Origin of the sequence: Streptomyces sp. NPDC059668, from assembly GCF_042734135.1 — a bacterium.
Lineage (GTDB): Bacteria > Actinomycetota > Actinomycetes > Streptomycetales > Streptomycetaceae > Streptomyces.
Window position 1 is genome coordinate 23,759 of the sequence record NZ_JBHWEL010000041.1, and the last position, 13,221, is coordinate 36,979.

The window sequence follows — 13,221 nt, forward strand, 5'->3', positions numbered from 1 at the left end:
GCGGTCGGGCGACCCTCCGGGCGATCCGTCCGGGCCGCCGGGGACCCCCGTCTCAGTTGTTCCAGCTCTCGTCGTACGGGTCGTGCGGGGTCGGGACCGGCTCGGCCTCGGTGACGTCCAGGAAGGGGATGACACCGTCGTTGACCGGGTCCTTGGCCCGCTTGCCGGTGTAGGTGCCGGTGACCCGCAGCCAGGCGTCGGGCTCCAGGACGGGCGGGATGTGCCCGGTCAGACCGATCTTGACCGGCTGGGCGTCGGCGGCACAGCAGTTGAGGGCCATCCGCACCAGGTACGGGGTGCCGTCGTGGCCGAGGGCGACGAAGCCGGTGACCTCGATCCGCCGGTGCCCCAGGGTGCGGCCGTGACCGTACGCGGCGCGCCCCGCGTAGTCGACGACACTGAGCGGGAGCGGGTCGGTGGCCGGCAGACGCGGATAGGCGAGGGGGGCCTGAAGGGCCGTACCGGTGTGCAGGGCGCTGTAGGAGCCGAGCGCGGGCGGGGCGACCAGGATGAGGGCGAACAGCGGCAGGACGAGGAGCCAGGAGACACGGGGTTCCCGGTGCGTATGCCCGTCCCCGTGCCCGTCCCCGTGCCCGTCCCCGTGCCCGTCCCCGGCCTCTTGGGCCGCCGGCTGTCCCTCGCCCTCAGCCTCGCCCGAGCCCTCGCCCTTCCCGTGCCGGTCCCCGTCCTTCGACGCGTCGCGGGCCCCGTCCTTCGACGCGCGCCGGTCGTACCAGACCGTCGCCAGCGCGGCGAGGATCAGGACGACACCGGCCGCGAGGAGCAGCGGCCGCAGCCCGGCCTTGACGTAGCGCAGATAGAGGTCGGTGAAGCCGGCGTGCAGCACCGCCGCGCCGAGCAGGAACATGATCGCCGCCTGGGCCTGCCGGTTCACAGGAGCACCGCCCCGACGAGCACCGATCCGACGACGGCCAGCGCGAAGGTGGCGGGCGCGAACCGCAGGGCGAACCCGCGGCCGAACGTGCCCGCCTGCATGGCGAAGAGCTTCAGGTCGATCATCGGCCCCACCACGAGGAAGGCCAGCCGCGCGGTCAGCGAGAACTGGGTCAGGGACGAGACGACGAACGCGTCGGCCTCGGAGCAGATGGACAGCAGCACCGCCAGGACGGCCAGGGCCAGGATCGCCACCACCGGGTTGTCGGCCGCGGCGTGCAGCCAGCCGGCCGGCACCACGGCCTTGAGCGTGGCCGCCGCCATGGCCCCGACGACGAGGAAGCCGCCGGCGTGCATCACGTCGTGGCGTACGGAGCCCCAGAACGCGGCCCCCTTGCCGAGGCCCTCGTGCGCGGGGCGGGCCGGTGGCCGCAGCCAGTCGGCACGGCCCAGCCGCTGCCACAGCCACCCCATCGAACACGCCACGAGCAGACTCGCCACGAAGCGGGCCACGACCATCTCGGGGTCGCGGGGGAACGCGACGGCGGTGGCCGTCAGCACGATCGGGTTGATCGCCGGCGCCGACAGCAGGAACGCCAGCGCCGCCGCCGGTGTCACCCCCCGGCGCACCAGCGCCCCGGCCACCGGTACGGACGCGCACTCGCAGCCCGGCAGCACCGCCCCGGCCATCCCGGCCACCGGCACGGCGAGCGCGGGCCGTTTCGGCAGCGCCCGGGCGAAGAACGCGGGCGGCACGAACACCGCGATGGCCGCGGACAGCAGCACACCGAGGACGAGGAAGGGCAGCGCCTGGAGGACCACCGCGACGAACACGGTCATCCAGCTCTGCATCACGGGCGCGGACAGGGCGCCGCGGACCGGGCCCTGCGCCAGTACCAGGACGACCAGCAGCATCACCAGCACGAGCGGCGAGTTGAACTGCCAGCCCTGCGGATCGTCGCCGCGCCCGCGGACGCCCTCCGCCCGCACCGTCTGCGCGTTCGCGTCCGCGACCCGTGGTGGTGCGTCCGTGTCCCGTGGTGCGTCCGGGTCGCGGTGGCCGGACCCGGGCGGGGCCGCTCTGGTGATGCTCACGGGCGAGGTACCTCCGGCATGACAGGACTGGGGCCTCGTGGTGGGGAGCCCCCCATCAGTACGCCGATTCCGGCCGGATATCTCATTCCGGCCGCAACCGGCCTCCACCACGCCCTTCGGAGCCTTCCTCACCGTGCGCCTCCCGGGACCCGAGCACCGCCTCCATCACCGCCTTCGCGATCGGTGCCGCGTCGCCGCCCCCGCTGATGTCGCCGCGGTCCGCCGCCGCGTCCTCGACGACGACCGCGACCGCCACCGCGGGCTCCAGGGAGTCGTCCGCCTGGGCCCAGGAGATGAACCAGGCGTACGGCAGCCCCAGGTTGTCGATGCCGTGCTGGGCGGTCCCGGTCTTGCCGCCGACGGTCGCGCCCGGGATCGCGGCGTTCGCGCCGGTGCCGTCCGTCACCACGTCCGTCATCAGCCGGCGCATCCGCGCGGCCGTCGCCGGGCTCATCGCCTGGCGGAGCGTGCGCGGTCCGGTCGTCGAGACGATGGTGCCGTCCAGCCCTCTCCGCCGTTCCACCAGGTAGGGCGACTTGACGGCCCCGCCGCCCGCCACGGCCGCCGAGATCATCGCCATCTGCAGGGGCGTGGCCCGGGTGTTGAACTGGCCGATGGAGGAGAGCGCCAACTGCGACCTGTCCAGGCGGGTGTCGAAATTGCTGGGGGCCGCCAGGAACGGGATCCGCAGCTTCTTGTCGTTGAACCCGAAGCCCGCCGCCGTCCGGGTCATGTCGTACAGCCCCACGTCCACGCCGAGTTTCGCGAAGACCGTGTTGCACGACCACTCGAAGGCGTACCGCAGCGACGCGTCCTCGCAGCCGTCGGTCTCGTTCGTCAGCCAGGTCCTGGTGCCGGGCAGCGTGTACGGGTCGGGGGAGTCCGTCGAGTCGTCCAGGTCCGTCACCACGCCGGACTCCAGCGCCGCCGCGGCCGTCACCACCTTGAACGTCGACCCCGGCGGATAGGTCTGCCGGATCGCCCGGTTGAGCATCGGCTTGTCCGGCGCCGCGTTCAGCCGCCGCCACGCCTCCGTCACCGCCGTGCCCGTCCCCGACAGCTGCCCGGGGTCGTAGGAGGGCGTCGACACCAGCGCCAGGATCCTCCCCGTGGACGGCTGGATGGCGGCGACCGCGCCCCGGCGCCGGCCGAGCCCCTCGTAGGCGGCCCGCTGCGCCGCCGGGTCGAGGGTGGTGACGACCTGTCCGCCGGGGTTGCGGGCGCGCGTGACGTCGTTCCACAGCGGGAGCGGGGAGAGCAGCGGATCGGTCCCGGCGAGGATGCCGTCCTCGGTGCTCTCCAGGGACGTCGTGCCGTACACCTGCGAGGCGAAGCCGGTCACGGGCGCGTACAGCGGGCCGTCCGTGTACGTCCGTTCGTAGCGCAGCTGCTCCCCGGTGTCCCTGGAGCCGGTGACCGGCCGGCCGCCGACCAGGATGTCGCCGCGCGGCTGCCCGTAACGGGCGATCGACTGACGGCGGTTGGCCGGGTTGTCGTCGTACGCCCCGCCCCGGACGATCTGGACGCGGGCGGCGTTCACGAGGAGGGCGACGAACAGCACGGCGCACAGGGCGGCCGCCCTGCGGATGTACTTGGTCATGGTGAGTCCTTCCGGCGGCTCAGGGCGCCGCCGTCCCGTCGTACTGACTGCGTGCCGAATCACTGATCCGGATCAGCAGCGCGACGATGATCCAGTTGGTGACGACCGAGGAGCCGCCCTGGGCGAGGAACGGCATCGCCATGCCGGTCAGCGGGATCAGACCGGTCACCCCGCCGGCGATCACGAAGACCTGGAGCGCAACGATCGAGGCGAGGCCGATCGCGAGGAGCCGCCCGAAGGGGTCGCGCAGGGCGAGGCCGGCCCTGTAGCCGCGCTCCACGAGCAGCGCGTAGAGGAGGAAGATCGCCGAGAGCCCGGACAGGCCCAGCTCCTCGCCCGCCGTCGCGAGAATGAAGTCCGACTTGGCGGCGAAGCCGATCAGGATGGAGTGGCCGAGTCCGAGACCGGTGCCGAGCATGCCGCCGGCGGCGAACGCGAAGAGGGACTGGGCGAGTTGGTTGGGCCCGAGCCCCGCGTCGATCGAGGCGAAGGGGTGCAGCCAGTCCTGCACCCGCCCGTGGACGTGCGGTTCCAGCCGGCCCACGGCCATCGCGCCCGCACAGGCGAGCAGGAGGCCGATCGCGATCCAGCCGGTGCGGCCGGTGGCGATGTACAGCAGGATCACGAACAGGCCGAAGAACAGCAGCGACGTCCCCAGGTCCCGTTCCAGGACGAGCACCAGCACGCTCAGCAGCCAGACCGTGACGATCGGACCCAGGACGCGGCCCGTGGGCAGCTGGAGCCGGATGAGGCCGAGGATCGGGCGGCCCGCGTGGGTGAGCGCGTTGCGGTTGGCCGCAAGGTAGCCGGCGAAGAAGACCGCGAGGAGCACCTTCGCGAACTCGCCCGGCTGGATGGAGAATCCGGCGATCCGGATCCAGATCCGGGCGCCGTTCACGGCGGGGAAGAGGATCGGCAGGAGCAGCAGCGCGAGCGCGGTGACGACCGAGACGTACGTGTAGCGCTGGAGGACACGGTGGTCGCGCAGGAAGAACACGACCACGATGAAGAGCGCGACACCGAGGGTCGACCAGATGAGCTGGATCGGGGCGGCGGGGTCGGCGGGGGTCTCCAGGTCGAGACGGTAGATCAGCACCAGGCCCAGACCGTTGAGCAGGACGGCGATCGGCAGCAGCAGTGGATCGGCGTACGGCGCCCGCAGTCGCACCGCGAGGTGCGCGAGCAGCGCCAGCACACCGAGCCCGGCGCCGTAACCGGCGGCACCGGGCGGGACGGTGCCGTGCCGGGCGAGCCCGACGGCGCAGTAGCCGTACACGGAGAGCAGCACGGCGACGACGATGAGGGTGAACTCGACGCCGCGGCGCCTGGCGAGGCGCGCGGCGGGGACGGGCGGGGGCGGGTCCGCCGCCACGGCCGTTCCGGTCGTTCCGGCTGTTCCGGTCGTTCCGGCCGGACCGGTCGATCCGCCGGTTCCGTCCGAACCGGGCATTCCGGGCTGGATCATGTCCGGAACGTAGCAAGCGGTGGAGCCGATGTCCCGTCATGGAGTGACGAACGGTCCGTTTCGGTGTACCTCGCGCGGATCGCCACGGGGACGGGCGGAGGGAGGGGAGGGCTCAGGGGCCGTTCTCGCCGTCCCGGCCGTTCCGCCGGCCCCGGACCCGGCCCTCCTCGGCGTCCGGGTCGTTCCGGGCGTTCCGGGCGCCGTGCTCGTCCCGCCCGTGTCCGTGCATGTGCCCGTGCCCGTGTCCCTGTCCGTGCCCGTCCCGTTCGTCCTGTTCACTCTGTTCGTCCTGAGGGAGCGTCAAGGTCGCCAGCGCGCCGCCGTCGGGGGCGTTGGTGAAGACCAGCCGCGCGCCCAGCACCTCCGCCTGGCCGAGCGCGATCGTCAGGCCGAGTCCGTGGCCCTTGGAGCCGCCCTCGGTACGGAACCGCTGGGGCCCGTGCTCCAGCAGGTAGTCCGGATAGCCGTCACCGTGGTCCCGTACGGTCACCACCGGGCCGTCGACGGTCAGCGCCACCGGCTCCCTGCCGTGTTTGTGCGCGTTGGCCACCAGATTCCCGAGCACCCGCTCCAGACGGCGCCGGTCGGTCTCCACCCGTGTGTCGCGCACGACCCGGACCTCGGTCTCGGTGCCCGACGCCCACACCACCCGGCCGGCCAGCGGGGCCAGCGGCTCCGAATCCAGTTCCAGCCGCTCCCGCCCGGCGTCCAGGCGGGAGATCTCCAGCAGATCCTCGGTGAGCGTGCGCAGCGTCGCGACCCGGTCGCGCACCAGCTCGGTCGGGCGGCCCGGCGGCAGCAGTTCGGCCGCCGCGTGCAGTCCGGTCAGCGGGGTGCGCAGCTCGTGCGCCACGTCCGCGGTGAAGCGCTGCTCGCTCAGCAGCTTGCTCTGCAGCGAGGCCGCCATCGTGTCGAGCGCGCCGGCGACCGCGGCCACCTCGTCCTGGGGGCGCGTCGGGCGCTGCGCACGGTGGTCGGCGAGGGCGCGGGCGTCGGCGGTACGGGAGTCGTGGACCGTACGCGGATCGTTGACGGTACGCGGGTCGTGGACCGTACGCGGGTCGTTGACGCGCGCGTCGAGGTCGCCGGCGCTGATCCGCCGGGCCACCCGCGCCGTCGCGTGCAGCCGCCGGGTCACCCGGGTCACGGCGAACGCCCCGACCAGCAGCGTCGCGCCGATCGCGAGCGCCGAGGACCACACGATGGCCCGGTCCAGGGCGTCGATGGCGTGGGCGCCCTGCGCGTAGTCGAACTGCACGGCGAGCGCCCGCCCGCGGTCGGCGGGTCCGGCCGCCCACATGGTGGGGTGCGTGTCCTGGTCGCCGACCATCGTGCCGCGCCTGCCGTCGGTGGCCAGTTCGCGCAGCGGCGCCGGCAGTCCCGGCAGGTCGACGCCGGCGCCGGGCGGCAGCCGGTCGCCCTCCTCGTAGGCCGCCGTCACCTCGGTCAGCCGGTCGAGCGCGCGGTCGCGGGCCTCACCGACGGTCTGGTTGGTCACCGACACGTGCACGAGGACACCGAGGAGGGCGGCCAGGCCGCAGCACATCACCGCGAGGAAGGCGGTCGCCTTCCAGGTGAGGGTGGCGGTCCAGTGCGGGACGCGGCAGAGGGCCCGCAGGGTGCGCACGGCACGGCGGAGCTGTCGGGAGCACCGGCCGGGACGCCGGCGGGGGCTCGTCATGAGCCGCTCGGCGACGGGGACGTGGACGGGGCGGAGGTCGTGAACGGGGGCGCGGACGCGGACGGCGGCGGGACGGGGGCCGGGGTGGTGGCACGGGTGGGGGAGGGGGTGCCCACACGGAGGATCTCGTCGCGGGTCGCCAGCATCGCGTTCTGGTGCGCGTCCCAGGTCCACACCGTACGGAACTCGTAGCCCGGCAGGGTCGAGGGCGAACGGATGATCACCTGGCGGCCCGCGAGCTCGACGCTGACCACGCTGTCCGAGGTGCTCATGACCTGCACCAGCCTGTGGTCCAGGAAGGCGTACACGCGCACGGCCAGCTGGTTGCGGGGGAAGCGGATGCCGAGCACCATGTCGTCCTTCCCGTCGCCGGTGAGATCGCGGTAGTACGCCTTCAGGACCGGGCACTGCCTGCCGAGGGCGCCCTTCTTGCCGCAGTCCTTCAGCTGCCGGGCCGTCGCCGCGTGCGAGGCCTGCGCGCCGGAGTACTCCTCGGGGTGCGCGGCGACCTCCGCGCGCACCACGTCGAGCGGGTTCACCGCGTGGATGTCGTCGCCCGGCGCGGTGACGCCCTTGACCGTCTCGGTGTCGGCCTCGCCGTAGTCGAGGGCGGGCATCGACGCGGGCGGCAGCTCCGGCCAGAGCCTGGCCGGGCCGACGGCGGTTGGCGTCTCACCCGCGGAGTGCAGCGCGCCGGAGTCGCCGCAGCCGGCCAGGACGGCCACCAGCGCGGCGGCGAGAGCGGCGAGCGTGAGGCGGCTGGGCCGAGAGGGGGTCACTGCTCTCCTGCGTCCGGGCCGGCCTCGGTCCGGGGCCGGGGACGGCTCGGTGCGCGAGGCCGGCGTGAAACCGACGGAACCGACGCCCTACACCTTATTCGTACGGAAGTCCTTTTTGTTCGCGGGTGTTCCGCCGACCGGAGGCCCACGTTCCCTCGGCCGGTGCCCCGTCCCTTCGCCGGGTCCGCCGCTCCACCGGCTCCGCCGCTCCACCGGCCCCGCTACTCCGCCAGTTCCTCCAGGAGCCGGGCGGTGGGGAGCCCGGCCCGCAGGTACTCCACGAACAGGTCGTTGTGCAGGGCCCACGGCGAGCGGCGGCCCCGGATCAGCCGTATCGCCTCGTCGGAGCTGTGCCCCGCGAGGACCAGCGCGTGCGCCACGACGAGCCCCGAGCGGTTGTAACCGTGGTAGCAGCGGACCAGGACCCGCCGCCCGTCCTCCAGCGCGTCGTCCGCGGCCCGCGCGAGACGGATCACGCCCGCCAGCTGCGTGCCGTCCAGGGGGCCGTCCGGGATCGGCCACACATGGTGCTCGACGCCCGGGTCCGGACCGTGTCCCGGCAGCCGCAGCAGCGTCAGGACCAGGTCGAACTCATCGTGCACGACGGCGAACTGCGGCTCACCGGAGCGACCGGCGAACGCGTGCCCGCCCATCCACAGACCGGGCACGATCTCGCTCCACGGGTTCTGCGGAGCGGGTACATCGGGTTGCTTTCTGCGAGTCCGCAACGGCGCCTCCCACAACTCCCCCAACTGCTCACAAAGGTAACCGGGTTCTTGCCCCTGGAGCACCCCGCCTGTTCCCATGGTCGTGGGGTGATGGTGCATGAACGGACTGCGGGTCGTACCGGCCTGGCGCCACGGACAGGAGCGCCTCTACGTGTGCCTGACCGACGGGAGGAACGTCGCCTGGTACGACCGTGACACGGCCCGGGTCAACCTGCTCAGCGAGGACCGGCGGGAGGACGTGCTCGACACGCTCGCCCCGTTCCTCACGGGCCCGGTGACCGTGGGGCCGCCCCCGGTCCCCACCCCGGCGGAACTGGCCCGTCTCACCCTCCACCCGGACGACGACCTCGCGCCCAACCGGCCCGGCGAGGCACTGGTCGTCGCCCTCGACCGGGATCCGGGACCGGCCCACCGGCTGCGGCCCGACCCGCGCCGCCGCGCGCTCGCCGCCGAACAGGCCGTGGGCGACGCCCTCGACCGGCTGGAGGGGGCGGGCTGGCACACCGTGCACTCGGTCCCCCTGCCCGGCGGTGACCGCATCCACCACCTGGTCATCGGTCCCGGGGGCCTCTTCTCCGTCCGCGCCCTGTACGCCCGCAAGCAGCGGGTCCTCATCACCGATCCGATGGTCACGGTCGGCCGCCGCGAGTCGCGTCCCCTGCTCCGGCAGGTCCGCGCCGACGCCGGCCGGGCCTCGTACGCGCTGACCGCCGAGGTCCGTCCCGTCCTGGCCCTGGCCGGACCCGCCGGTCTCGACGTCCTCACCCCCCTCCGTGAGCTGCGCGTGCTCCAGGACACCGAGCTGTCCTCACTGGCCCGGCTGGGCGGGGTCCTGAAGCCGGCGGACGTGGAGGCACTGCACGCGATGGCCCGCGACCGGCACACGTGGCTGAGGGTGTGAGGCCCCGCCGCCCCCACGCGTCCCGGGCCCGACGGTGCCACGGCTGGTTCCGACACCACGGGTCCTCCCGGCGCCACGGGTGCTCGACGGCCGATGTCGCGTCCGTACGCCCGCTCCACCCCCTCTCCATGCCCCCGCTCCACCCCCTCTCCATGCCCCCGCTCCACCCCCTCTCCATGCCCCCGCGGTGCGCGACCTCCATGCCCCCGCGGTGCGCGACGGCGGGCTCACATCCGCACGTGACGCCCGATGTCCTCCTCGAACTCGGTGAGGGCCTGCGCGGTGAGGGTCGGGCGGGTCTCGGCGATGGCGGAGAGATAGTCCTCGGTACCGGCCGGCACCCCCCGGCGGTCGCTGATCTCGCGCTCGAACGCGGCCTGGGCACCCTTGCGCGCGGCGAACTCGATGTCGGCGGGCGTGAACATCTCACTCGCCGCCACCAGCCGGCGCAGCTCGACCCGGTCGGCGGCGGCCCCGAGATAACGCCGCCAGATGGCCTCCCGGGCGGCCGGATCGGGCGGTCCCACCGGGATGACGTAGTCGAACCGCCCGGGGCGCAGGAACGCCTGGTCCAGTGAGCGGACGGAGTTCGTGGCGCAGATCAACAGCCGCTCGTCGTGGTCACGGAAGCCGGGGATCAGCTTGAGCAGCTCGTTGGTGACACCGTGGCCGGGATCGACGGCCAGACCGGACCGGGCGCCGGCGATCTCCTCGACCTCGTCGATGAACAGCACCACCGTCTCCAGCTCCGCCAGCTCGGCGAAGGTGTCCCGCAGCGAGGCGGCGAGCCCCTCGGCGCCGGCCGCCAGCCGGGACGGGAAGAGCTCGACGAACGGCCACTCCAGCCGGGAGGCCACCGCCTTCGCGAAGCTGGTCTTCCCGGTGCCCGGAGGCCCGAAGAGGATGACCGCCTTCGGCGGCGCCACCCCGTACCGGTCGGCGAGCTCGGGCTCGGCCAGCGGCAGCACGATCCGCCGCTCGATGGCGTCCTTCTCCCGTTCCATCCCGGCGAGCGCGTGCCAGAGCCCCTGCGGCTGGAGCCTTCCGCCGAGCTCTGCGAGCAGACCCGCCTCGCCCGCGCCGAGATGCTCGACCTTCTCGTAGAGGACCAGCCCGGTACGCGCCCGGTAGCCGGAGTTCTCCAGGGCCGTCGTCCCGGTGGCCCCCGGGGCGAGCAGCGCCCCGATCCGCCGTACGTCCTGGGTCCGCAGCCGCCGTTCCAGTTCGCCGATCAGCGCGCTGCCGATGCCGCGGTCCCGCCACGCGGCGGAGAGCGCCACCAGCGTGATCCAGGCCCGGTCGCCCTGGGCCTGTGCCACCGCCATGCCCACCATGTCGTTCCCGGCCACGGCGACCACGGCGGGGCCGCCGCCCCGGGCGGCCGCCATGACCTCGGAGACCGGGAACACGGTGGCGGCGTCGTCCGCCTGCCGGTTCTGGTCCCATATCTGGATCGCCTGGTCGAGATCATCGTCGTGGAAGTCCCGCAGTCGCCACGTCGGCATCGTCGCCACCTCGCCGGCAGGCCGCCACCGCCCCTGGTGGCGCGCGGCCACACACCCTGCGCTGCCTTTGTCCGGTCCGCCTTGTCCCGCCCCGCCCTGTCCCACCCTGCTCCGTGCTGCCCTGTCCAGCCCCGCCCCCGTGGCCCGTCGCTGTTCATTGTCCGCGCGGGCCGGATACCCGGCGACCCGAGACCCGGCGGGGGGATAGGGCCGGAGCGAGCGCGGGCGGACCGTGCCGGCAGCGCCGGCCTGGAACGGAGGCCGGAGCCGGAGCGGGCCGCGGGTCGTGGGAGCGCCGCCGTCGCTCACGTCGTCGCGCGCGTCGTCGCTCACGGCAAGGGGTGCGCGCGGCCCGGATCCAGCAGCGGCGCCAGCAGATCGCCGTGGAGCTCCAGCCGCGGCGCGATGTCCCCGGCGCGGAAGACGAGCCGCCCCGGCTCGTCGCAGCCCGCGACCTCGTCCCAGGTGACGGGTGTGGAGACGGTGGGCGTGGCCCGGGCCCGCAGCGTGTACGGCGTCGCCGTGGTCTTGCGCGCCGCGTTCTGGCTGTGGTCGACGAAGACCTTCCCCGGCCGCAGACTCTTCGTCATCCGGTGCGTGACGAGGCCGGGGAGCGCGCGCTCCGCCTCGACGGCGAGCTCCTTCGCGTACGCGCTGACGTCCGCGGAGGCCACCGGCACCAGCGCCGCCAGCAGATGCAGCCCCTTCGAGCCGGACGTCTTCGCGTACGCCGTGATTCCGTCCGCCGCCAGCCGCTCCCGCAGCCACAGGGCGACCTCGCAGCACTCGACGACCGTCGCGGGCGCGCCGGGGTCGAGGTCGAGCACCAGCCGGTCCGCCTCGCCGGGCGCGTCCGCCCGCCACTGCGGTGTGTGGAACTCCGTGACGAGGTTCGCGGCCCACATGAGCGAGGCGAGGTCCTGGATCAGGACCATACGGGCGGGGCCCTCCGTCCGGGGGACCTCGGCCGTCCGGACCCAGGCGGGGGTACCGGGCGGCACGTTCTTGGTGAAGAAGACCTGGCCGTCCGGTCCGTCGGGGTAGCGCAGGAAGGAGACCGGCCGGTCGTGGAGGTGCGCCAGCAGCGGGGCGGCGGCCGTCGCGCAGTAGTGCAGGACCTCGCCCTTCGTGAAGCCGGACGCGGGGTAGACGACCTTCTCCAGATTGGTGAGCGCGAGCCGCCGTCCCTCCACCTCGGTGATCGGCGTCATGGGTCGAGCGTCGCACGAAACCGCGGGCGAGGCGCTCGGCGGCCCGCCTGCGGATGTGCGGTCGCGAACACGCGTCTAGCCTGACTTCCAACCGCGTCTCGCGACATCGGTGCCGGACCCCTCACCCCTCACCTCCCGCCTCCCGCCTCTCGAATCCGTGTCAGGAAGGTGCTGCACGTGCGATCCATCTGGAACGGCGCCATCTCCTTCGGGCTGGTCAGCATCCCGATCAAGGTCGTGAACGCGACGGAGAGCCACGCGATCTCCTTCCGTCAGATCCACCTCGACGACGGGGGCCGCATCCGCTACCGGAAGTTCTGCGAACTGGAGGACCGCGAGGTCACCACCGGTGAGATCGGCAAGGCGTACGAGGACGGCGACGGCTCGCTGATCCCGGTCACGGACGAGGACCTGGCCGCGCTGCCGATCCCGACCGCCAGGACGATCGAGATCGTGGCCTTCGTGCCGGCCGACCGCATCGACCCTTTGCAGATGGACACGGCCTACTACCTGTCCGCGAACGGCGTCCCCGCCACCAAGCCGTACGTCCTGCTGCGCGAGGCCCTCAAGCGCAGCCGGAAGGTCGCCATCGCGAAGTTCGCGCTGCGCGGACGGGAGCGGCTCGGGATGCTGCGGGTGGTCGACGACGTGATCGCCATGCACGGACTGCTCTGGCCGGACGAGATCCGCGGTACGGACGAGGTCGCCCCGGACGCGAACGTGACCGTCCGCGACCAGGAGCTGGACCTGGCCGACGCCCTCATGGACACCCTCGGCGAGGTCGACCTCGCGGACCTGCACGACGACTACCGCGATGCCGTGGAGGAGCTGATCGCCGCCAAGGCCTCCGGCGAAGAGGCGCCGGCCGCGCCCGCCGGGGAGAAGGCGGGCGGCAAGGTGCTCGACCTGATGGCCGCCCTGGAGAAGAGCGTGCGCGCGGCCAAGGAGTCCCGGGGCGAGGAGACGGACGGGACGACGGCCGCGAAGGAGGCCGAGGAGACCGGCGAGGCCGCCGAGGTGACCCCGCTCCCGGCCCGCAGGCCGGCCCGTACGGCACCGAAGTCGGTCGGAGGGAAGAAGTCCACGTCGACCGCGAAGAAGACGGCGGCGAAGAAGACGGCGACGAAGAAGACCACGGCGAAGTCGGCCTCCGGGACCACCGGCCGGACGGCCACGAAGTCGACGGCCCAGGGGACCACCAAGGGCGCGGCGAAGAAGACGGCCGCCAAGAAGAACACCGCGACCGCGAAGAAGGCGACCCCGCGCAAGCGCGCCTCGGCCTGAGCCACGACAGGACCACACCGGTCGGGTACGCCTGCCCGTACGCCCGTACGCCCGTACGCCCGTACGCCCGTACGCCCG

The 13,221-nt window shown here is 73.4% G+C and carries 11 protein-coding genes; 2 read left to right on the top strand and 9 right to left on the bottom strand.

Translation table 11 applies throughout. The features are described from left to right. Positions 1–52: 52 nt before the first annotated feature. From ACFV2J_RS26110 to ACFV2J_RS26140, 7 genes are all read right to left on the bottom strand, one after another. Positions 53–895 (bottom strand): TIGR03943 family putative permease subunit, encoded by an 843-nt coding sequence (locus ACFV2J_RS26110; RefSeq protein ID WP_385081389.1) that lies wholly within the window; start codon positions 893–895, stop codon positions 53–55. Then, complete coding sequence (locus tag ACFV2J_RS26115; protein WP_385081391.1) at positions 892–1,989, bottom strand: permease; 1,098 nt, start codon at positions 1,987–1,989, stop codon at positions 892–894. The genes ACFV2J_RS26110 and ACFV2J_RS26115 overlap by 4 nt, the downstream gene beginning before the upstream one ends. Positions 1,990–2,071: 82 nt before the next feature. After that, complete coding sequence (locus ACFV2J_RS26120; RefSeq protein WP_385081392.1) at positions 2,072–3,589, bottom strand: penicillin-binding transpeptidase domain-containing protein; 1,518 nt, start codon at positions 3,587–3,589, stop codon at positions 2,072–2,074. Between the two features lie 19 nt (positions 3,590–3,608). After that, positions 3,609–5,039, bottom strand: a complete 1,431-nt coding sequence (locus tag ACFV2J_RS26125) for an FtsW/RodA/SpoVE family cell cycle protein (RefSeq protein WP_385081470.1) — start codon at positions 5,037–5,039, stop codon at positions 3,609–3,611. Positions 5,040–5,166: 127 nt separating this feature from the next. Further along, entirely contained in the window at positions 5,167–6,600 is a 1,434-nt protein-coding gene (locus tag ACFV2J_RS26130; protein ID WP_385440951.1) for an ATP-binding protein, read from the bottom strand. Positions 6,601–6,731: 131 nt separating this feature from the next. Further along, positions 6,732–7,514, bottom strand: a complete 783-nt coding sequence (locus tag ACFV2J_RS26135) for a hypothetical protein (RefSeq protein ID WP_385081393.1) — start codon at positions 7,512–7,514, stop codon at positions 6,732–6,734. Between the two features lie 221 nt (positions 7,515–7,735). Continuing rightward, positions 7,736–8,242, bottom strand: coding sequence for a dual specificity protein phosphatase family protein (locus ACFV2J_RS26140; protein ID WP_385081395.1), 507 nt, complete (start codon positions 8,240–8,242; stop codon positions 7,736–7,738). A gap of 97 nt (positions 8,243–8,339) precedes the next feature. Here ACFV2J_RS26140 and ACFV2J_RS26145 point away from each other — a divergent pair, with 97 nt between their 5' ends. Continuing rightward, positions 8,340–9,143, top strand: coding sequence for a nuclease-related domain-containing protein (locus ACFV2J_RS26145; protein ID WP_385440915.1), 804 nt, complete (start codon positions 8,340–8,342; stop codon positions 9,141–9,143). Positions 9,144–9,370: 227 nt separating this feature from the next. Here the strand turns inward: ACFV2J_RS26145 and ACFV2J_RS26150 are convergent, their stop codons facing one another. After that, positions 9,371–10,648: an ATP-binding protein gene (locus ACFV2J_RS26150; RefSeq protein ID WP_385081398.1), complete on the bottom strand. Its 1,278-nt coding sequence runs from the start codon at positions 10,646–10,648 to the stop codon at positions 9,371–9,373. A 329-nt stretch (positions 10,649–10,977) separates the two neighbouring features. Continuing rightward, positions 10,978–11,859, bottom strand: coding sequence for a non-homologous end-joining DNA ligase (ligD, locus tag ACFV2J_RS26155; RefSeq protein ID WP_385081400.1), 882 nt, complete (start codon positions 11,857–11,859; stop codon positions 10,978–10,980). A gap of 177 nt (positions 11,860–12,036) precedes the next feature. Between ligD and ACFV2J_RS26160 the strand changes: the two genes are divergently transcribed. Beyond that, positions 12,037–13,143 (top strand): Ku protein, encoded by a 1,107-nt coding sequence (locus ACFV2J_RS26160; RefSeq protein WP_385081401.1) that lies wholly within the window; start codon positions 12,037–12,039, stop codon positions 13,141–13,143. Positions 13,144–13,221 lie beyond the last annotated feature (78 nt).

Excerpts from the sequence above, each read along its gene's own strand:
- ACFV2J_RS26120 (WP_385081392.1), bottom strand. The coding sequence starts at position 3,589 with ATGACCAAGTACATCCGCAGGGCGGCCGCCCTGTGCGCCGTGCTGTTC.
- ACFV2J_RS26125 (WP_385081470.1), bottom strand. The coding sequence starts at position 5,039 with ATGCCCGGTTCGGACGGAACCGGCGGATCGACCGGTCCGGCCGGAACG.
- ACFV2J_RS26130 (WP_385440951.1), bottom strand. The coding sequence starts at position 6,600 with ATGTGCTGCGGCCTGGCCGCCCTCCTCGGTGTCCTCGTGCACGTGTCG.
- ACFV2J_RS26145 (WP_385440915.1), top strand. The coding sequence starts at position 8,340 with ATGAACGGACTGCGGGTCGTACCGGCCTGGCGCCACGGACAGGAGCGC.
- ACFV2J_RS26150 (WP_385081398.1), bottom strand. The coding sequence starts at position 10,648 with ATGCCGACGTGGCGACTGCGGGACTTCCACGACGATGATCTCGACCAG.
- ligD (WP_385081400.1), bottom strand. The coding sequence starts at position 11,859 with ATGACGCCGATCACCGAGGTGGAGGGACGGCGGCTCGCGCTCACCAAT.